Source organism: Sorangium sp. So ce295 (assembly GCF_051527405.1).
Classification (GTDB): Bacteria; Myxococcota_A; Polyangia; order Polyangiales; family Polyangiaceae; genus Sorangium; species Sorangium cellulosum_B.
On the sequence record NZ_CP150324.1, the window covers coordinates 6,549,921 to 6,569,799 of the forward strand.

Sequence of the window (19,879 nt, forward strand, 5' to 3'; positions counted from 1 at the left end):
GCTCGCTTTCTCGGGGCACAGAGGTTCAGGTGCGCTGCGCTTTGCCGTAGGCTGGACGCTCATGGATTCACGTGGGAAATCGCTCCCTCCGGGGCCGCTCGTCACGGACGAGGACATCCGGGAAGAGCTCCGGCGGCTGTTCGACGCCGGTCCCGACTCGGGGCTCGTCATCCGGGTCTACGGCGAGCCGGGCGAGGGGGCGGCCGCGGCGGACGCGTTCCGCGAGATGTTCGCGTCGCTGCGCATGTACGAGGGGAAGCCGCAGGACCAGCCGCTGGAGATCCTCGTCGACGCGCCGAGCAAGGCGCACATCGCGCGCGCGCTGTCCGTGCTCGGCCACAAGCAGCACCAGAAGCGGATCCTCGATCACATCCTCACCACCTTCGGGCGCCGGCTGATCGACCCGCTCGCCGAGATCCTCGACACGACGCCGACCGGCTCGGTGACGGCGCGGCTGACCATGCTGCGGGACATCTTCCTCGCGCACGTCGCGGATCTGCGGATGACGCCGGAGTCGCAGCAGATCCTCTCGTGCGACCTGCGCAAGCTCCTGAGCGACGACTACCTGGCGATGGTGGCGGAGAACGAGGAGCGCGTGCAGCGCCCGCGCGTGGCGATGCTCGCGCAGCAGATCCTCCGGCTCGTCGGCTCCACGTTCCACAACGCGCTCAAGCGGTGGCCGGCGCACGCCGAGCAGATCGCCTCGTCGATCGCGCGGCGGAGCCCGAAGAAGGTCCGGCTGAGCGAGGTGCCGAAGCTCATCCGCGGCCAGATCACCGACGGCATCGAAGAGTTCCTGTGGATCGAGACGAGCGCGGACATCGAGGGCGCGCTGCGCCCGATGCTCGCCGAGCACCAGGACGTGATGCCCGTGACGCAGGCGACGCTCGACCGATCCACGTACCGCGAGTTCGCGGACGCCTGCTGGGCGATCATCGCCGAGCACTGCTGACGGCGGGACGAGCGCTGCCGGATCACCGACCCCGCCGCGCTGCAGGCTGAGATCCATCACGTCCTGGTCGCTTCGCTCACCGCTTTACCGCGTGTCCCGCTCGATTCGTCTGGAGGGAGAGAGACCCCCGCCGGAGCAAGCCCCCGCGCGCGCCGCGTCGGGAATGATTTCCGCCTCCCGCTGTTGTAAGGGGCCGCTGGCGCCTGGGCCGCCGCGCTCTGCGGCGTCCGAATCGCCGGCGCGGAGAGCTTCTTCCCTTCGCGGAGGGGTGCACGGCCGTGATCGAAATCAGCGACCTATACAAGTACTACGGCGACCGGAAGGCCATCGGGCCCCTGTCGTTCTCGATCGAGGCGGGAGAGATCGTCGGTCTGCTCGGCCTGAACGGCGCGGGCAAGACGACGACGCTCAGGATCCTCGCCTGCGATCTGCTCCCGTCCGCGGGCCGTGTGCTCGTGGACGGACTGGATGTCGTCGACCACCCCCACGAGGTGCGGTCCCGCATCGGATACCTCCCCGACAGGCCGCCGCTCTACGACGAGATGAGCGTGCGCGCCTTCCTCCACTTCGCCGCGCGCCTGCGCGGCGTCGACGCCGGCGCGGCCGACGCGCGGGTGGCCGAGGCGCTCGCGGTGACGCAGCTCGACGACGTGGCCGCGGATCCCATCAGCTCGCTGTCCCACGGCTTCAAGCAGCGCGTCGGCATCGCGCAGGCGATCGTGCACAAGCCGCGGCTGCTCGTCCTGGACGAGCCGATCAGCGGGCTGGATCCCGTGCAGATCGTCGAGATGCGCGCCCTGCTCCGGAGCCTGCGCGGCAAGCACACCATCGTGCTCTCCAGCCACATCCTCTCCGAGATCAGCGAGACGTGCGATCGCATCCTCGTGATCCGGGACGGCGAGATCGGCGCGCAGGGGACCGAGCAGGAGCTCTCGGCCAAGCTGCTCCACGGCGTCCGGGTCGAGCTCACGGTGCGCGGCCCCGAGGGCGCGGACCGCGGCGAGGCGGCGCGCGCGCTCGAACTCGCGCGCGCGGTGGAGGGCGTCACGTCCGTCGAGCAGCTCACCACGACCGAGCCGGGGGGCGACGTCGTGAGCTTCGCGGTCGAGGCCGACCGCGACGTGCGCGCGGCGCTGTGCGCCGAGCTCGTGCAGGCGGGCATCGGCATCCTCGAGGTGAAGCGGAGCGAGCGCGAGCTCGAGTCGGTGTTCCTGCGGCTCGCCTCGCGTGGGGCGCCCGGGGCGAAGGACAGGTCCGCCGCGGCCGGCAGGGCGAGGGCCGGCGGCGATGCAAGGAAGGCCCCTGCGGAGGAGCAGGCGGAGGAAGGCGAGGGCGAGACATGAGAGGGACATTGCTCGTCGCGCGGCGGGAGCTGTCCGCGTACCTGAGATCACCGCTCGGGTACGTCGTCGCTGCCGCTGCGCTGCTCATCGACGGCATCTACTTCCAGGTCGCGGCGCTCGGCTCGGGCGCGCGGCTGTCGGCGGAGGTGCTGCTCAAGTTCTTCGACGGCACGGCGTTCATCACGATGGTCGCGGCGCTCATCCTCTCGATGCGGCTCATCGCCGGCGAGCGCGAGAGCGGGACGCTCATCCTGCTCAAGACCGCGCCCGTGCGCGACGGCGAGATCATCGTCGGCAAGTTCCTCGCCGCGCTCGCGCTGGTCTCGTTGATGACGGCGATCACGATCTACATGCCGCTGCTCATCTTCGTGAACGGCAAGGTGTCCGTCGGGCACATCCTTGTCGGCTACTCCGGGGTGCTGCTGCTCGGCGCCGCGTCGCTCGCGATCGGGCTCTTCGCCTCGACGCTCGCGGCGAGCCAGGTCATCGCGGTCATCCTCGGGGCGGCGATCATCGGGACGCTCGGCTTCCTGTTCCTCGTCGCCCGCGTGACGGAGCCGCCGCTCAACGACTTCGTGAGCGCGCTGAACCTCTACCCGCTCAACCAGAAGCCGTTCCTGAACGGCGTGCTCCGGCTGGAGAACGTCGTGTACTACGTCGCGGTCGCGTACTTCTTCCTGCTCGCCGCGACCCACACCCTGAAGGCGCGGAGGTGGCGGTGAAGGACAAGCAAGCTCAGGCCGACGAGGCCGAGATCCGCGGCGAGGGAGCGGGCTCCGCGTCCCTGCCGGACGCAGGGCGAGAGGCCCCGCCGGCCGGCGAGCCGGCGCCCGCCGCGCCGCTCGCGCCGCCCGCGCCGCCCGCGCTCCGCGCCGGGGGCTGGATGGTCCCGGCGTACGCGGGCGCGCTCCTCGCCCTCTTCCTCGGCGAGCGCGTGGTGCCCACGATCGAGTGGCTCCGCTATGCCCTGTCGGGGCTCGGGTTCTTGACCCTGGTCCTCGTCACCGCGCTGCGCTTCGCGACCGCGGTGCGCGAGTCGGGCGAGCGCCGCGCGGTCGAGCGCGCGCTCGCGATCCTGTCGGCGCTCGGCGTCGTCGCGGTGGCGGCCTACTTCACCACGACCGACGCGGGGCAGGCCATGGTCGGCGTCTCGCGCGCCGCGCCCGAGCTGCGCGGGCGCATCGACGCGGCCACGACGGTCGCCTGGGTCGCGCTGCTCGTCATGGCGACGGTGCCGCTGTTCTTCGGCGAGGCGGCGCTCGCGCCGATGCGGCGCGCCGAGCGCATCGAGGGCCGGCGGGTGCGCGCCGCGACGCTCTCGGGCCTGACGCTCGGGTTCGCCGCGGTCTACTCCGCGCTCTTCGTGTTCGCCGCGAGCAAGCTCGATCTCAAGGCGGACTTCTCGTACTACCGCACCGCCCGCCCGGGCGAGTCCACGAAGCGCGTCGCCGAGAGCCTGACCGCGCCGCTCAAGATCACGGCCTTCTACCCGCAGCAGAACGAGGTCGGCGCCGAGGTGGAGGGCTACCTGCGCGAGGTGAAGGCGGCGTCGCCGCAGATCACCGTGGAGGTGCAGGATCGCCTGCTCGTCCCCGCGCTCGCCAAGGAGGCGAAGGTCACGCAAGACGGCGTCATCGTGCTCTCGCGCGACGGCTCGCGCGAGACGCTCACCGTCGGCTCCGACATCAAGAGCGCGGGCGCCAAGCTGAAGAGCCTCGACGCCGACTTCCAGAAGGTGCTGCTCAAGGTGATCCGGCCGCAGCGCACCGCCTACCTGACGGTCGGCCACGGCGAGCTGAACGAGTCGGCCAGCTCCCCCGAGGGGCGGACTACCAAGAACCTCCGCAAGCTGCTCGAGTCCCAGAACTACGTCATCAAGGACCTCGGGCTCGCCCAGGGGCTCGGCAGCGAGATCCCGAAGGACGCGAGCGTCGTCATCGTGCTCGGCCCGCAGAAGGCGTTCCTCCCGGAGGAGGTCGCGGCGCTCAAGCGGCACGCCGATGAGGGCGGGCACCTCTTGCTCGCGCTCGATCCGGACGCCAAGGTCGATCTGGATCCGCTCGCCGGCGCCGTGGGGCTCACGTGGAAGCCCGAGGTCCTGGCGAACGATCGGGTGTACGTGCGGCGGCGCTACAACGACTCGGACCAGGGGATGCTGGTCACGACGCGGTACTCCTCGCACGCCTCGGTGTCGACGCTGAGCCGCCACTCGCAGCAGGCGCCGACGATCTTCCCGGGAGCGTCGTCGCTCGACAAGCGCGAGGACGGCGGCCTCAAGATCGACTTCGTCGTCCGCTCGCTGGGCGAGACGTTCGCCGACGCGAACGGCAACTTCAAGTTCGACGAAGGCGGCGAGAAGCGCAGCGTCTACAACCTCGCGGCGGCGGTCTCGAAGGAGCTCGCGCCTGGCGGGGACGACAAGGAGAAGAAGGAGCTGCGCGCGTTCGTGGTCGCCGACGCCGACGTGTTCAGCGACGCGGCGTTCAGGAACGAGCCCAACATCGTGCTCGCGCTGGACGCGCTCCGGTGGCTCGGCGGCGAGGAGAGCTACGCCGGGGAGATCACGACGAGCGAGGACGTCCGGATCGAGCACACGAAGGAGAAGGACCAGGTGTGGTTCTGGGCCACGATCCTCGTGGCGCCGGCCATGGTGCTGGGTCTCGGGCTCTTCATCACGCGCCGCGGGCGGCGCGCGAGCGGGAGGCGCGCATGAGGTTGGAACGCAGCTTTTTCGTGCACCTCGGCCTTCTTGTGGTCGCGGCCTTGTCCGCGGTCCTCGTCTGGACGCGCGACGAGAAGGCGGCCGCCCTCTCGGTCGCGGACGTGACCGTCTGGACCGGCCGGGCCGACGATGTCGAGCGCATCGCCTTCGAAGGGAAATCGAAGACGGTCGTCCTCGAGGCGAAGAAGGACAAGGAGGGCCGCTACTTCGTCGGCACGGCGGAGCGCAAGACGACGCCCCCGGCCGAGAAGCCGAAGGACCCGCACAAGCCCGACGACGGGGCGCACGACGACGAGCCGCCCGCGGAGGCTGAGCCGACGGTCAAGACGACGACGTTCGTCTCGGTGGCCGCCGGCAACAAGCTCGCCGAGGCGATCGCGCCGCTGAAGGCGCTGCGCTCGATCGGCCGCATCGCGGACGACCGCGCGGCCGAGTTCGGGCTGGCCGAGCCCGAGGGCACGCTCACCGTCAAGCTGCGCGGCGCCGAGCGAAAGCTGGTCCTCGGCGGCGCGACGCCCGGCGGCGCGGACCGGTACGCGCGCGACGAGGCCACGGGCGAGGTGTACGCCATCAAGGGCGACATCTACCGCGATCTCGACACCGCGGAGTCACGCCTCCTGGAGCGGGATCTGCACGAGTGGAAGGACGTCGATCTCGCTAGGGCGCGCGTCATCGCCGGGGACAAGCGCCGCGAGGTCGTGCGCAGCGGCGACGAGGGCAAGAAGTTCTGGGCCGATCCGGCGAGCCCCGAGCAGAACGACGAGACGGTAGGCAACTGGATGAGCAAGCTCGACCGTCTCCGTCCGACCGAGTACGTGGCCGTTGCCCCGGAGCAGAAGGAGGTCGTGGTGCGGATCGAGTACACAGGCCGCTCTGGCGACATCGGCTTCGCCGAGCTCGTGAAGGGCCCCCCCGGGGCGAGCGGCAAGCCCGACTATTTCCTGGTCACGGAGCGCACCCGCCTCTACGGCAAGGTGCCGGTAGGCGTCGCTGAGCAGGTCGAACAGGACGTCGGCGCCGTCGTCAAGTAGCCCTTGCGCCTCGCGACCGCGCCGGAGTAGCCGCCCGGCGCGGTCGGCGCGGTCAGCCTTCCGCGAGGCGCCGGCCGCGTCCTGCGGCGCAAGCTGTCGCCCCCCAGTCGCTCTTTACTTGCCGTACCGGGTCCGGTCCTGCAACGCTCGGGCGCAATGTTCTTCCGACGATTGCCTACCCTAGCGCTGAGCGCTGCGGCGGCGCTCGCGACGGCGTGCGGTTCGCCGCCTCCACCGCAACCCGTAGCGCCGCCGCCGGCCGTGATTGAGGCGCCTCCGCCTCCGCCTCCCCCTGCTCCGAAGCCCTGCAAGGCGCTCGACGAGCAGTGCCAGGCAGAGGCATCGACCCGGGCGAAGATCGCCCAGAGCTCACTCGTGTTCACGCCCGCGAAGGGTTGGACCTATGCCCAGGCGGAGAGCGCCACGATCGCGCAGGCCGCCGACGAGGGCCCGGCCTTCGCGACGGCGCAGATCGACGCGGGCGAAGGCAAGCAGGCGATCGAGAAGCGCGACGCCGCGCTCGAGGCGCTGGCGCGCGAGATCAACGTGACCTTGCCCAAGAAGAAGGTGAACTGGAAGAAGCCCGACGACATCAAGGACGTCGCCGGGCGGAAGATCGGCCTGTGGCAGAAAGAGGGCGCGACCCGCGGGGCCAGGAAGGGCCCGCTGCTGATCTTCGGCGACGCCGGGAAGGACGGGGAGATCGTGCTGGGGCTCGGCTTCGTCCCCGAGGACGACAACTCCGGCGCCGACGAGACCATCCTGCAATCGATCGAGTCGATCTCGGTCGCGGCGGAGTGATCGCGTGACGGCACCGAACGTCGCGCCGGGCAGCGTCATCGCGGGGAGGTTCTCGGTCCGCTCGCTCCTCGGCTACGGGGGCGCGACGGCCACCTTCCGCGCGGTGACGGCGCAAGCGCGCGACGTCGCCATCAAGCTGTACTCGCCCGTCGTCGGTCAGCGCGCGGACGCGATGCAGCACCTCCAGCGGTACGTGGCCGAGACGAACAGGCTGCCGCCAGAGCTCGCCGCGCACATCCTCGAGGCCGGCTACGACCCGGCGACGGCCGCGCCCTTCACGGTGACGGACATGATCCCGTTTCCGTCGCTCGCCGAGCTCGCGCGTCGCCGGCCGATGGGCTTCGAGGAGGTCGGCTCGATGCTCCGCTCTCTCGCGGCGGTGCTCGACGCTGCCCACGCCCGCGAGGTCCCCCACCACGGCCTCAAGCCGACGAACCTCTTCATCGACCCGAGCGCTCCGGGCAGCGTGAAGCTCACCGACTTCGGGCCGTCCCTCGCGCGGAGCATGGTGCCGACGCAGGAGGGGTACCTCCTCTCCGCGCCGTGGCTAGCGCCCGAGCAGCTTCAGCCGGGCGGCCAGGCGGGACCAGCCGCCGACATCTTCTCCGCGGCGCTGGTCTCTTTCTTCGCGCTCACGGGCCGCTCGTACTGGCGTTCCTGCCAGGGTCAGGTCGACGTCCAGGGCTGGCAGCGCGAGCTCATGGCGCCGCGCCTCGCCGCGTCCGTGCGGGCCGCGGAGCTCGGCGTCCCGCTGAGCCCTGTGCTCGACGGCGCCTTCGCGCGCGCGCTGGCGCACGATCCGCGCGAGCGCTTCCGCTCGGCAAGCGAGCTCGCGGCCATGCTCAGCGGCTTCTCGGCGGCCGCGATCGAGGTGGGCTCGACGCTCGCTCTGTCTCCTTCGGTGAACGAGGCGGTCGCGCCCGCGCCGCCGGCCGTCGCGGTCACCGCGGCGAGCGCGCCCGCGCCCTTGCCGCCCGGCGACGCCACGCAGCTGGTGCCCTCGCCGTTTTCACCCTCGCCGCAGCCGTCGCACGCGCCGTTTTCGCCCTCGCCGCCGCTGGCGCCCTCGCCGCAGCCTTCTGCCGACGCGCCCGCCGGACAGGCGCCGTCGCCTTCGGCCCAGAGCCAGACCGCATCCCGCCGAAGCGGCGTTCCCGCGCTGACGGCGGTCAGCACCGCGCCCCGGTCGCCGTGGGGCAAGGCGGCCTCCCTGATGGTGGGCATCGTTGGTGTGCTGCTCGTCGGGGGCACGGCCGCCGCGTGGTACGTCCTGGACCGCAAGGACAAGGCGCAGCCGAGCCCCAGCGCCTCGACCAGCGCTTCCGCGGCGGCTCCCCCCGCGCCGTCGGCCGAGCCCGCTCCGCCGGAGCCAGCCCACAGCGCGCCGGCCGCCGACGCCGGGACCCCGGCCGCCGAGCCCCCGATCGACGCCGGCGCCTCGACCGACGCCGGCGTGGCGACCGACGCGACGGTGAAGATCTCCTGCAAGCCCGTCGCCTGCGAGGAGATCACCATCGACGGCAAGGTGACGCAGGCCCCGGAGGTCGAGCTCGGGCTCACCCCTGGGGTTCACAAGGTGAGCGTCAAGCGAACCGGCTACTTCCCGCGGAGCCTGAGCGTGGTCGTCAAGGCCGGGACGCCGCTCGTGCAAGAGTTCCAGCTCACCGAGATCCCCCCGGCTCAGCCAGCGGGGCAGCCGGCGAGCAAGCCTTGCGGCAAATTCCTCAAGCGCTGCAAATAGCCGTCTTGCGCGCGATCACGCGCGAGGGTGCGCCCGACGGTACGCGGCGCGCACGTGGTCGTCGGCGAGGTGCGTGTAGATCTCGGTCGTCACGACGTTCGCATGACCGAGGAGCGCCTGGACGCTCCGGAGATCCGCGCCCCCCTCGAGCAGGTGCGTCGCGAACGAGTGGCGGAGCTTGTGCGGCGAGCTCGGCTTGGCGATGCCCACGGCGCGCGCGTATCCGCCGAGGAGCTTCCACACCGCCTGCCTGGTGAGCGGCCCGCCGCGCGGCGAGAGGAACAGCACCTGGCTCGCCGCGCTGCGCGGGTGCGTCGCGCGCAGCTCCAGGTAGGCGTCGATGGCCGCGAGCGCCGGCTCGCCGAGCGGCACGAGCCGCCGCTTCCCCCCCTTGCCGAGCGCCATCACGATCCCTTTGCGCCGGTCGATGTCCGCGAGCTTGAGGCGCACCACCTCGCTGACGCGCAAGCCGGCCGCGTACATCACGTGGAGCATCGCGCGATCGCGCAGCCCCTTGAACGTCCCTTGCTCGGGCGCCTCGATGAGGAGCGCTATCTCGTCGAACGAGAGCACCTTGGGCAGCCGCCGCCCGACCCTGGGTCGCTCGACCAGCGCGCACGGATCCCGCTCGATGCGGCGCTCGCGGAGCAGGAAGCGGATGAACCCGCGGACCGCGGAGAGGTGGCGCGCCGCCGAGCTGGCGCTGATGCCCGCCTGGCCGAGCGCGACCAGGTAGGTGCCGATCAGCGCCTGGTCGAGCCCGTCGACGGTCGTGACGCCGCTCGCCTCGGCATGGGCGACGAGCTTGGCGAGATCATGGCCGTAGGCCTCGAGCGTCAGGGGCGCCAGAGCCCGCTCGACGCGAAGGTGATCCAGGTAGGCGTCCACCCAGGTCGCAAGGTCCACGGCCAACGGTACGTCGAAAGCGGCGAAGCGCGCCAGAAAGCCGGGCCGGAGCGGATCGACCCAGAACGCCCCGAACGGCAATACGTCTTCCTCCCTTCCGGCGTTTCACCTCCCCGTCCTGGTTCCAGCCGGACGCGGAATGCGTCACAGTGGGCCCCGTGGTGTCAGCCTTCGAGGTCATCGAGCCCCGCGGAGCGGAAAGCCCGGTCCTCGTCGAGGTACCGCACGCGGGCGTCCACGTGGACCCAGAGTCGCTGTCCTGGACCATCGCGCCGGCGCGCAGCATCGGGCGCGACGCGGACCTGTACGTCGACGCGCTCTTCCAGGACGCTCCGGCCGAGGGGGCGACGCTCCTCTTCTCCAGGATGAGCCGGCTGGTCGTCGATCTCAACCGGAGCGAGACCGACTGCGACGGCGACGCGGTCGAGGGCGGCGGCCGGGCGCCCTACCCGCGGGGGCTCATCTGGCGCATGACCACGGACGGCGAGCCCATCCTTGCCGCTCGGCTGCCGCGGCAGGAGGTGGAGCGCCGGCTCGACCGCTTCTATCGCCCCTACCACGGCGCCCTCAGCGCGCTCCTCGCCCGCAAGCGCGAGCGCTTCGGCTTCGCGATCCTCCTCTGCGCGCACTCGATGCCGAGCCAGGGCCGCCGCGGCCACGCGGAGGGCGCGATCGCTCGGGCCGACATCGTCCCCGGCACGCGCGGGCGGACGACCGCCGCGAGCGCGGTGATCGACGTGGTCGATCAGCACGCGCGCGCCTGCGGCTTCTCCGTGCGCCATGATGACCCCTATAAAGGGGGCTTCAGCACCGCACACTACGGCCAACCGCACCGTGCCGTCCACGCCGTGCAAATCGAGATTGCACGCCGGCTGTACATGGACGAGCAATCCCTTGCCATGGATGGGCAAGGATTCCCTGCCGTGCGAGACTTCGGGCGCACCCTGGTCGCGCGGCTCACCTCAGCCGAGCTGCTCGGTCAGCTCCGCAGCAGCCCTCCCTTCGACGCCCGTGAGATCTGATCCAGCTCCATCAATGGAAAAGCCTTTCGGAGAGGCGAGCCGCGACCGCCCGCCAGCGAGCCGTCGCGCGATCGCCGACCGGGAAAAGGCCGCGCCTGCCCAGCCGGAGGGCGCCCCAGCCGGCGACAGCCCGGCCGACCCCGCGCAGGAGGGACCGGCTGCGGCGTCGATCAGCGTCGCGCCGGTCGATCGGCGCCTAGAGTCGAACCCGGCCATCCCGATCGAGGTGGCGCCCCCGAGCACGCGCGAGCACGTCACCAAGCCGCTCCTCGCGTCCGAAGCGCTCATGGAGGACCTGGCGCCGATGCGTCCAGCGCAGGACGCGGCGCGGATCTGGTGTGCTGCGGTGGGCGCCGGCTTCCTTCTGCTCGGCGGCCTGTCGCTCGCTGGGCTCCGCCCGGACGGCGTTGTCGCGGGGCCGCCAGCGTTCGTCCTGGGCATCGTCGCGCTGTTCACCGCGCTCACGTCGGTGAGCTACCGGCAGCGCGCCGTCGCCATGGTGGTGCTCGGGGCGATCGCGACCGTCCTCGGCCTCCAGAGCTCGGGGACCGCAGTTGGCTGGGGAACCGCCCGGGCCATCGCGGCGATAGCGCTCCCGGCGGCGCTCGTCTTCCGGTCTCGCTACAGGGCCTACAGCGGCGCGCGGTGGCTGCTCGTCGCCGCCTTCCTCGTCACGCTCCCATCCTTCGGGCATGCGATCGGACAGCTGGCTCTGCACGACCCGCACCTGGGCCATCTCGGCGCCTTGCTGGTGATCCTGGCGGTCCTATCCAGCCTTACCGGTTTCATGGGTGCGGAGACGACGGGCGCCGGGTCGATCCTTGCGGTCGCTGTGGTGCTTGCCTTCACGGCCGACCTGGTCGTTGGCAGGCTCGCGCATCTCGACACCTTCTCGCCCCGGGACATCGTCATCGTGCTCTCCGCGGGCCTTGCGTTCGCGGCGACGTCCGCCATCACGAGCCTCGGCCTCTTCCAGATCCTGGCCTGGCGCCTGGCAGCCGACGCCCGGCGTATCGATCTGCACTCCCGCCGCCCCGAGAACGAGAAGGACGGGCGGGATCGGCGTCCGCCCTCGGGCGGCGAGTGGCTGACCTAGGCCGCGCGTCAGCAGGCGCGTAAGGCGTCGGGGATACCGAGGGGAGGGGCTCGTCCGGGCCGGCTTGCGACCCGCGCTTCCCCATCCCGTTCTGCGTCCGGCCGGCGTCAGCGCGCGCTCAACCCCTCCGACAGAGATTTCCAGCCAGCGGCCGCGATGAACCCCCCGGAGGACGCTTGACATGTCCCCCGGCTTCCTTCACTTTCCCGCGCTCCCGAGCCCCCCTGCTCCCCCGCGCAGGGCGTGCGCCCGGCCAGCTGGTTCGATTTACGGTCGGGGCACCGACGCAGGGCCCCTTCCAACCGAGGACGTCATGGCGAAGAGCGACATCACTGGGAAGCGGAAGCTTCTGGCGCAGAATGTCTCCCACTCCAACATCAAGACGAAGCGCTGGCAGCTCGTGAACATCCAGACCCGGCGCGTCTGGGTCCCCGAGCTCAACCGCTTCGTGAAGCTCAACCTCACGACGCGCGACATCCGCACGATCGACAAGATCGGCGTTGTCGCCTACGCGAAGCGCTACGGCGTCGCGCTCTAGGCCCAGCGTCAGCGCGCCGGCCGGCCTGAATGTCGGCCGCCGCTTCGCGGCTGGATGCGCGCCGCGCTCTGTTCTCCCCCTCTCGGGGTTCACCTCCATCCATCTCCGGCCCTGGAAGTGCCGCGTGCGTGACGGCACGCGGCGCATGCAGCCAGTGCGAGCTGGCAGGCGTCGGCCGCAGCGCACGTTGCGCAGCGGCTCGCTGTACCTCCCTGCCGCCTCGGCGCGCCTCCACGGCGCCCTCGATGGCCCGCGTCGCGTCGGCTGACGGAAGCCGCATGGCCGGCCGATCTCCGCTTCGGCCGACCGACGCCCGCTGCGCTCACCCCTCCGCTGGCTGCGTCCCTGCCCCCGCCATGAAGCCGGCTGCGAGGTTGGCCGTGCGCGCGTCGCGCTCGTCGCGCAGGACGGCGATGGCGGCGCTGGCGCCCTGCTGCGTGCGGACATCATGAAGGGCAGCTTCGAGCGCGTTGCCGCCGAGGAGCGCGGTGAGGACGCTCACCTCGATCGTGGGCTTGCCTGCGAGCGCGATCGCAGCCCCGAAGGCGCCGCGCTGGAGGATCCCGATCGGAGCGGCCGCGGGCAGGGGCGTGCCGGGGGCGAGGCGCGTGATCCCGCGGCGCACCGGGACGGCGTCGCGGCCGAGCACGATCTCGAGCTCGGGGACGGTGATGCCATCGTCGGTGCGCGTGTAGGCGAGCGCTGCGACCGTGCCCCAGCCGTCGCAGGCGACGATGGCGTCCGTGGGTCGCGCCACATCCCCTACCGGCCACGGCGCCTGGAGCGCGGTCGCCCCCTCCGCGATCGTGGTCGACGCGGCTTCCACCTCGGCGGGCACCGCTTCGGCGATGTCCTCGGCGGTCAGCGTCCCCCCTGCGACCGCCCCGCCGACGGCCAGCAGCGCCCGCTCCACGTCGCGCGCCCGGAGCGCCACCGCGCCGAGCGAGCCGACCTCGCGGAGCAGCGCGGCGCGCCCGGTCGCGCCGGCGCGCTCCGCCGCGACCACACCGGAGCGAACCAGCTCACGGAGCCGCGCCCGTCCGAGATAGCCATGCAGCAGGACCAGCATGCCGAGCGAGCGCGGAACAGCGACGTGCGCGGCCTCCGGGACGCTCTGCCCATCGACGAACCCGCGCGGCCGCGGCGCGCCGCGCCCAGGCTGGATCGCCCGTCCATCGAACGCCCTCGCGCCGACGCCGACGCCGGCCGCCAGCGCGACGGCGGGCGCGAGCAGCACGTCGGGCTGCGCGCCAGCTGCAGCGAAGAAGCCGGCGACGATCGCGTCGATCGCGCTGCCGGAGGACTCGAGCGCGGCCCGCGCGGCCGAAGCCGCAAAAGCGTCGCTCGCGGTGGCTGCCGCGCCGCGGATCACTGCTCCTCGTCCTCGGCGACGAGGGTGCTGGGCATGGGCATGGTCGGCCTTACCACAGCCGACGCCGTCGAGCGATCGGGCGTGCGGGCGAGCGCCGCCGCGAGCAGCGACTTGATCTGCGGCGCGCGGTCTCCCTCGACGACCAGGAACACCTCACGCCGTCCGCGCAGGCGCTCGGCGACCCGCTCGAGCGCGGCCGCTCCCATCGACGAGGACCGCCCGAGCGCGCGCAGCCGTGTATAGACGATCGGCCCGGGCGGCGGCGCGTCGCGCGCCACGTCGAGCACCGGGATGACCTTCGCGGCGCGCGCGGTCGCGACGATGTCGTCGCGCTCCCAGATGCCGGAGGGCTCCCAGCAGCGCACGACCCCTTCGGCGGGCAGGCGCTCGAAGAGCGCCGCGAGCTTCTTGCGGTTGCTCGCCGTTGGCCGGAGCGACGCCGGCGTCTGGAGCAGGACGCACCGCGCCTCCAGCACGGCCGCCACCTCGAGCGAGGCCGAGAGCGCCTCGTCGAGGTCGCGCCCGCCGGCGAGCTCGCCGACAACGCGCGGCAGCACCACGCTGAAGACGAAGCCCGGCGGCACCGCCTTGCGCCACTTGCGCAGCGTCGTCGCGCGAGGCAGCGACGTATCGAGCGGGCGGAGCTCGACCAGATCGAAGCGATCTTTGTACTTCTGGATATCGCCCTTGAGCGAGGGCAGTCCGACGAGGAGGCGGGCCATCAGCGCGGACTCTTAACCCACCTTGCGCGCCGATGCAGCGCGTGCCCGACGGCGGCGCGATTTCTCATTTGAGGAGCAAAATCCTTGATTTATTCGAAGTGGAACCACTGCGTCGGGTTGTCCCGGAGGAAACGCTCCATCTCCGCCGTGATCTGCCGCGCTGCCACGTCGAGCTCGGACGATCCTGGCTTGCGGGGGAGCGAGATGGGCGGCGCGATGCAGATCTCGTACTCCATGAAGCCGGTCCGCCGCGTGAACACAGGGACGATCGGCGCGCCGCTGACCGCCGCCAGCTGAAGCGGGCCCTCCGGGACGCGCCAGGGTCGCCCGAAGAGCTCGACGTCGCGCCCGCGCATCCCGGACGGAAGGCGATCGATCTGGATGGCCACGACGCCCTGCCGCCTGAGGTGCGCGAGCAGCGGGAGCACCGCGAGCGGATCGTCGGCAACGTGCTGCATCCGTACGCCGACCCGATCTCGCGTGCCGTCCTGGATGGCCTGCGCTCGCTCGTCGCGCTCGCGCTGCATCACGATGAGCACGTCGGCCGCGTGCACCGATCGCAGCAGCGGCGCGGCGGCCTGCCAGCCGCCGGTATGCGCCGTGACGACGATCACGCCGAGGCCCCGCCGGAACGCGTTCGTGAAGTGCTCGTCGTTCACGCACAGGCCGGTGAGCCGATCGGGCCGGCTGCTGCCCGCGATGAACGCGTCCGTGAGACAGCTGGCGAAGTTGATGAACACCCGGGCGACGTCGCGGTACTCGTCGAGCGTCCCCCGCTCGCCCAGCGCCAGCTGCAGGTTCCGGCGCACGGCCCTCCGCTGCTCCGGCAACACCGCCCCGACGACGAGCCCGAACAACGCAGGGCTGTGCCGGACGAGGAGGTCCGGGCCGTAGGTCACCCCAGCGTCGACCGCCCGCCGCCAGAGGACGGAATCGTGCCGGCGTAGATCGTCGAGGAGCGCTCGGAGCCTGGAGGGGAGATCCACGTTGGTGCTCGTGCGCGCGGCGCCTTGCCGGCGCACACCGTAGCGGATCATCGGGCCCCCGCGAAGAGCGCCCGAGCACCGCCGCGCTCCCGCGCTGCGTTCGATCGCGGCGGGCGGCGCGCCTCAACCTGCACCGGGATCCTCGTTCGGCCCGTCAGGCCTCGGCGCGCCCGGGCTCGCCGGCTCGCCGCCCGCTGCGTGGCTCATCCCCCACGCCGCGACGGCGCGCACCGAGGCGTCGTCATGGGCGAGCGCCGCGACGAGCGCGCGCTTCGCGCTCGCTGCCGCCGCGCCCTCTGCGCCGCTCGCCAGCCGGTTCGCAGCGACGATCGTCGCGTTTCGGGCGAGCCCGCCGCGTCGCGCGCGCCGGACCGGCGTCCCGACGGTCAGCGCGTCGAACGCTTGCTCGTCGAGCGCCACGAGGTCGTCGACGTCCCGCGCTTCCCATCGGGCTAGAGGATGGAACGGCGCGGTGCGCTCGAGGGCCGGGGGCGCGGTCCTGTTGAAGGGGCAGACCTCCTGGCAGACGTCGCAGCCGAAGAGGTGCTCACCCATGCCGGACCGCAGCGCCTCGGCCGGCGCGTTCCTCTGTTCGATCGTCAGGTACGCGATGCAGCGCCGCGGATCGAGCACGAACGGCGCGTCGAACGCCTGGGTCGGGCACGCGTCGAGGCAGCGCGTGCACGATCCGCAGCGCTCCGCGATGGGCACGTCGGCGACGAGATCCAGCGTGGTGACCACCTCACCGAGCAGCTGGTAGCTCCCCTGCCCCGGCGTGATGATCAGCCCGTTCTTGCCGACGAAACCGATGCCAGAGCGCGCCGCCCAGACGCGCTCCATCACCGGCTCGACATCGCAGAGCGGCCGCGCGAGCACGGATGGCGCGAGCGAGCGGATGAACGCCGCGAGCCGGCGGAGCCGCCGCTTCAGGTGGTTGTGATAGTCCTGCCCGCGCGCGTACCGCGCGACGCTCTGCGCGAGCGGCGGGTCGCGCCGCTCGCTCTCCTTGGGCCGGGCATACCTGCGGCCGACGCACACGACCGAGCGTGCTCCTTCGAGGATCGCGCTGGTGTCCAGCCGGCGCCGCTGCTCCGCGTATTCCGCGAGGTAGCCCATCTCGCCGTGCATGCCGCGCGCGACGAACTCCAGGTACCGTGCGTGCTCGACCCCGAGCGGCTCGTCGGCGCGCGCGACGCCCACGACGTCGAAGCCGAGCGCGAACGCCTGCTCGCGCACCAGCCGGTCGGGCGTCGTTCGCGCCGCGCTCGCCTCCCCGGCGGTACGATCGGCATCGCGCTCGCTCATCGCAGGAGGATGGACCGGAAGGCCTCGCGGCGGTGCTGGCGCCACGCTCGACGACCGCGCGCCACGCGAGATCACCCGGCGTTCCGGTCGCCGAGCAGCCGATCGAGCGTGATCGCGCACGCCGCGCGCACGCTCAGGTGGTTGTAGCCGGTGCTCGCCTCCGCCCTGATCGGCTCGATCCGCACGTCGGCATCGGCGATGACCTCTGGCGCGAGGCCCCAGCCTGTGCCGAACAGGATCACCACCGGGTCGCTCGCTTGCGCGAGGCGCGCGCGGGTCGCTGCGTAGCTCGTCACCGGCAGCCCTCGCGAGGCCGCCGCGGTCGTCCAGACCTCGACGCCGCGCCGACCTGCGCCGCTCAGCGCGGAGTACACGTCGTCCAGGCTGGGGACCACGCTCAGCACATCGAGCGCGACCGCGCGATCCGGGATCCGGCGCTTGCCGGAGCCGAGCACCCAGTGTTCCTTGATCCGCTCTGCCAACGCGCGCTGAGCGGCGACCGGATGAACGACGAAGAGCCGCTCGGCGCCGTACGTGCGCGCGCTCCGCGCCATGTCGTGCAGATCGAGGTTCGTGATCGCCGTGGTCACCGTCTCCCCGGACCGGTCGAGCACGGGGTAGTGAACGAGCGCGAGCGCGAGCCTCATCGCCGCGCCTCGCCGCTCTCGTCCGCGGGCGGCTCTCCCCCCCGCGCCTTGCGCCAGAGGTCGGGCCTGCGCTGGGCCGTCCGCAGCTCGGCCTCCGCTCGTCGCCAGCGCGCGATGGCCGCGTGGTTTCCTTGCTGCAGCACGTCGGGCACCTTGTGCCCACGGAACTCCACGGGACGGGTGTACTGCGGGTACTCCAGGAGCCCTGCCAGCGCGGGGCTGTGCGACTCGTGCTCCGCCGACACAGCGTTCCCGAGCACCCCTGGGAGCAGGCGCACGCACGCATCGATCACCGCCATCGCCGCAACCTCGCCGCCGGTCATCACGAAGTCGCCGAGCGAGATCTCCTCGTCGACGAAAGCGCGCACCCGCTCGTCGAACCCCTCGTAGCGACCGCAAACGAGCGCAACGGCAGGGCGCACCGCGAGCTCGATGGCCTTCTCCTGACGGAAAGGCTGCCCCTGCGGCGTGAGCAGCACCCGGTGCGCGCGCGGCAGAGGCCCCGAGGACGCCGTCGCCTCGGCCCCCGGAGGCGCGCTCGACGCGTCGCCTTCGGCGGCGGCTTCGTCGAGCGCCTCCAGGCAGCGGACGATGCAGTCGACGCGCATCACCATGCCGGAGCCGCCGCCGTAAGGCGTGTCATCCACGCTCCGGTGTCGGCCGAGGCCAAACTCACGCGGGCTGCGCGTCCGCACGGCGAGAGCACCCGACGCGAGCGCGCGCCCGACCATGCCGATCGCCAGGAACCCCTCGAACAGCTCCGGAAACAGGGTGACTACGTCGATGCGCATCGAACTTGCCGAGGACGGCTCCCTTGCGTGGAACGGCGGCTCAGACGAGGCCTTCCAGCGTCGCCAGCTGGACGACCTGCCGCTCCGCGTCCACGCTGCTGACGAAGCTCTCGGTCAGCGGGATCTCGATGGAATCTGCGCCCTGCCTCTCCACGACGAGCACATCGCAGGTCGGGTACGACTGGAGCGACCTCACGTGCCCGAGCAGATCGCCATCGGGCGTCATCACGCGCGCCCCCTCCACGTCGCAGGCGTAGAACTCGCCCTCGGAGAGCGGCGCGAACACGTCCCGAGGGACGCACACCGTCGCTCCGCGCAGGGCCTCGGCCGCGTCCCGATCGTCGATCCCGGCGATCCGCACGAGCAGCGCCTTGTCGACGGGCCGCGTCGCGACGATCTTCGCGTCCCGCGCAGAGCCGTCGGTAAGGCGCAGCCTGATCGGAGGGCGCGTGAGGAGCAGGTCGGACGCCTCGTTGTAGAGGCGCAACCGCAGCTCCCCCTGAACGCCGTGCGGACGGGCGACATCCGCGACGGGAACGTAGCGTCGCTCCACGTCGGGCTCTTCTCAGTCGAGGATGTCGAGGTGCGCGCGGCGCCCCGACTTGCTCGCGGCGGCGCTCAGCAACGTCCTGATCGACTGCGCTGTGCGCCCGTCCTTGCCGATCACCTTGCCGATATCCTCGCGCGCGACCGTCAGCTCGATCCGGGGGAAGCGGTCCCCCGCGACCTCGCGCACGACGACCCGGTCCGGCTGATCGACGAGCGCGCGGGCAACGAGCGCGACGAGATCGACCAGCGGAGACGTCGACGAGGCCATGCTACTTCGCGGCGTCCGCGGGAGCGGCCGCCTGGGCCAGGCCAGGGTGCTTCAGGAGCAGCGCCACCGTGTGCGTCGGCTGGGCGCCGTTCGAGATCCAGTGCCTCACGCGCGGAACATCGAGGCGGATCTCGGTCCTGCGCGGGTCGTACGTGCCCAGCCGCTCGATGAACCTGCCGCCGCGCGGGCTGCGCTGGTCGGCGACGACGATGCGGTAGAAGGGCGTCTTCTTGGTGCCCGCGCGGGCGAGGCGAATATGAACGGCCATCTGTAGAACCTCGATCGATATGGAAGAGCCCGTGCCCACGTTGTGCACGGCCTGCTCTGGAGGCGCCGGAGCGTAGCTCGTTCAGTGCTCGGCGCCAGAAGTGGGGGCGCAACCTATGCGAAGATCCTGCCGAGGGTCAACCCCGCACGAGCAGGGCACGTCCGCGGAGGACAACTTTCGGGCCCCTGCGGCCTGCTCGAAGCCCCTTGCGCTCAGTCGCCAACCGTCGCCAACCGTCGCCAACCGTCATCGCCGGACGAGCCCGGTGCGAGCGCGGAGCCGAGGTCCGCGTGCATGCACGGTCGCCAACTTCGTGGAATTTGCGAGGAAAACGGGGAATGTCTCGGAGGTACGTCGTCCAGGACACATTGCTGGAGCAGCGCTTCCAGGGGGTTCACGGGGGAGCGCGTGCTACACGTGGCGTCAGCCCAGATCGAGGATGATGACGCCGCGGTTGGGATCGTCCTCTTCCGAGTCCGGAAGACGACGAGGTGCGGGGTAGCGTTCGATCGGCAGCTCGAGGCGCGGTCGAATTTCTTCTCTTCTGGACCGATCCTTCTCTTCTTCGCGCTGCCGTATTTGCTCGATGATGAACGGAGGAAGCATCGACTAACCCCTCCACCTCGTAGAGTGCTCGGCTGAATTGGTGGAACGAGGTCTGCGAGAAAGCACCCCGCTCTTAGAAGCGAATCTAGCAATGTGGGATGGCGGGTCAAGGTTATCGGTCGGGCCGACAGTGGTATGTTCGCAGCGCTCATGACGCGGCACGGCGCGTGGTTTGCGCACGCATGCTCCTCAGGATCCGGTCCCGGGTCGGGT

21 protein-coding genes are annotated in these 19,879 nt (G+C 71.6%); 10 read left to right on the plus strand and 11 right to left on the minus strand.

Annotated features, from left to right (window positions below):
- Positions 1-61 precede the first annotated feature (61 nt).
- The 7 genes from WMF11_RS24675 (at position 62) to WMF11_RS24705 (ending at position 8,590) form a co-directional block, all read left to right on the plus strand.
- Positions 62-952: a hypothetical protein gene (locus WMF11_RS24675; RefSeq protein WP_437910835.1), complete on the plus strand. Its 891-nt coding sequence runs from the start codon at positions 62-64 to the stop codon at positions 950-952.
- A gap of 278 nt (positions 953-1,230) precedes the next feature.
- Complete coding sequence (locus tag WMF11_RS24680; protein ID WP_437910836.1) at positions 1,231-2,295, plus strand: ABC transporter ATP-binding protein; 1,065 nt, start codon at positions 1,231-1,233, stop codon at positions 2,293-2,295.
- A complete protein-coding gene (locus WMF11_RS24685) occupies positions 2,292-3,017 on the plus strand; it encodes an ABC transporter permease (protein WP_012237054.1) in 726 nt (241 codons plus the stop codon). The genes WMF11_RS24680 and WMF11_RS24685 overlap by 4 nt, the downstream gene beginning before the upstream one ends.
- Positions 3,014-5,008: a Gldg family protein gene (locus WMF11_RS24690; RefSeq protein ID WP_437979131.1), complete on the plus strand. Its 1,995-nt coding sequence runs from the start codon at positions 3,014-3,016 to the stop codon at positions 5,006-5,008. The genes WMF11_RS24685 and WMF11_RS24690 overlap by 4 nt, the downstream gene beginning before the upstream one ends.
- Positions 5,005-6,048, plus strand: coding sequence for a DUF4340 domain-containing protein (locus tag WMF11_RS24695; protein ID WP_437910838.1), 1,044 nt, complete (start codon positions 5,005-5,007; stop codon positions 6,046-6,048). The genes WMF11_RS24690 and WMF11_RS24695 overlap by 4 nt, the downstream gene beginning before the upstream one ends.
- A gap of 261 nt (positions 6,049-6,309) precedes the next feature.
- Positions 6,310-6,849: a hypothetical protein gene (locus WMF11_RS24700; RefSeq protein WP_437555116.1), complete on the plus strand. Its 540-nt coding sequence runs from the start codon at positions 6,310-6,312 to the stop codon at positions 6,847-6,849.
- A gap of 4 nt (positions 6,850-6,853) precedes the next feature.
- The gene (locus tag WMF11_RS24705) at positions 6,854-8,590 is read left to right on the plus strand and encodes a serine/threonine protein kinase (RefSeq protein WP_437910839.1); all 1,737 of its coding nucleotides are present in this window, start codon (positions 6,854-6,856) and stop codon (positions 8,588-8,590) included.
- Positions 8,591-8,605: 15 nt separating this feature from the next.
- Here the strand turns inward: WMF11_RS24705 and xerD are convergent, their stop codons facing one another.
- A complete protein-coding gene (gene xerD, locus WMF11_RS24710; RefSeq protein ID WP_437979132.1) occupies positions 8,606-9,577 on the minus strand; it encodes a site-specific tyrosine recombinase XerD in 972 nt (323 codons plus the stop codon).
- 77 nt (positions 9,578-9,654) lie between these two features.
- On the opposite strand from xerD, the gene WMF11_RS24715 reads away from it, so the two are divergent.
- The 3 genes from WMF11_RS24715 to rpmB all read left to right on the plus strand — a co-directional run bounded on the left by WMF11_RS24715 (position 9,655) and on the right by rpmB (position 12,152).
- Positions 9,655-10,518: an N-formylglutamate amidohydrolase gene (locus tag WMF11_RS24715; protein WP_437910841.1), complete on the plus strand. Its 864-nt coding sequence runs from the start codon at positions 9,655-9,657 to the stop codon at positions 10,516-10,518.
- A 13-nt stretch (positions 10,519-10,531) separates the two neighbouring features.
- Positions 10,532-11,614 (plus strand): hypothetical protein, encoded by a 1,083-nt coding sequence (locus WMF11_RS24720; RefSeq protein WP_437910842.1) that lies wholly within the window; start codon positions 10,532-10,534, stop codon positions 11,612-11,614.
- Between the two features lie 313 nt (positions 11,615-11,927).
- Entirely contained in the window at positions 11,928-12,152 is a 225-nt protein-coding gene (rpmB, locus tag WMF11_RS24725; protein ID WP_012237062.1) for a 50S ribosomal protein L28, read from the plus strand.
- A 322-nt stretch (positions 12,153-12,474) separates the two neighbouring features.
- Here the strand turns inward: rpmB and WMF11_RS24730 are convergent, their stop codons facing one another.
- From WMF11_RS24730 to WMF11_RS24775, 10 genes are all read right to left on the minus strand, one after another.
- Positions 12,475-13,524, minus strand: a complete 1,050-nt coding sequence (locus tag WMF11_RS24730) for a hypothetical protein (protein WP_437555121.1) — start codon at positions 13,522-13,524, stop codon at positions 12,475-12,477.
- Entirely contained in the window at positions 13,521-14,246 is a 726-nt protein-coding gene (locus tag WMF11_RS24735; RefSeq protein ID WP_437301456.1) for a DUF72 domain-containing protein, read from the minus strand. The genes WMF11_RS24730 and WMF11_RS24735 overlap by 4 nt, the downstream gene beginning before the upstream one ends.
- Positions 14,247-14,335: 89 nt before the next feature.
- Positions 14,336-15,283 (minus strand): lysophospholipid acyltransferase family protein, encoded by a 948-nt coding sequence (locus tag WMF11_RS24740; protein WP_437555122.1) that lies wholly within the window; start codon positions 15,281-15,283, stop codon positions 14,336-14,338.
- A 72-nt stretch (positions 15,284-15,355) separates the two neighbouring features.
- Complete coding sequence (gene queG / locus WMF11_RS24745) at positions 15,356-16,537, minus strand: tRNA epoxyqueuosine(34) reductase QueG (protein ID WP_437910844.1); 1,182 nt, start codon at positions 16,535-16,537, stop codon at positions 15,356-15,358.
- Positions 16,538-16,608: 71 nt separating this feature from the next.
- Positions 16,609-17,184: an RNA methyltransferase gene (locus tag WMF11_RS24750; RefSeq protein WP_437979133.1), complete on the minus strand. Its 576-nt coding sequence runs from the start codon at positions 17,182-17,184 to the stop codon at positions 16,609-16,611.
- Positions 17,181-17,975, minus strand: coding sequence for a tRNA (guanosine(37)-N1)-methyltransferase TrmD (gene trmD, locus WMF11_RS24755; RefSeq protein WP_437910846.1), 795 nt, complete (start codon positions 17,973-17,975; stop codon positions 17,181-17,183). The genes WMF11_RS24750 and trmD overlap by 4 nt, the downstream gene beginning before the upstream one ends.
- A 40-nt stretch (positions 17,976-18,015) precedes the next feature.
- Positions 18,016-18,528, minus strand: coding sequence for a ribosome maturation factor RimM (gene rimM, locus WMF11_RS24760; RefSeq protein ID WP_437910847.1), 513 nt, complete (start codon positions 18,526-18,528; stop codon positions 18,016-18,018).
- A 12-nt stretch (positions 18,529-18,540) separates the two neighbouring features.
- On the minus strand, positions 18,541-18,792 hold the full coding sequence (locus WMF11_RS24765) for a KH domain-containing protein (protein ID WP_012237070.1): 252 nt from the start codon (positions 18,790-18,792) through the stop codon (positions 18,541-18,543).
- 1 nt (position 18,793) lies between these two features.
- Positions 18,794-19,060, minus strand: a complete 267-nt coding sequence (rpsP, locus tag WMF11_RS24770) for a 30S ribosomal protein S16 (protein ID WP_012237071.1) — start codon at positions 19,058-19,060, stop codon at positions 18,794-18,796.
- Positions 19,061-19,483: 423 nt separating this feature from the next.
- Entirely contained in the window at positions 19,484-19,666 is a 183-nt protein-coding gene (locus WMF11_RS24775; RefSeq protein ID WP_157906850.1) for a hypothetical protein, read from the minus strand.
- Between the last annotated feature and the right edge of the window lie 213 nt (positions 19,667-19,879).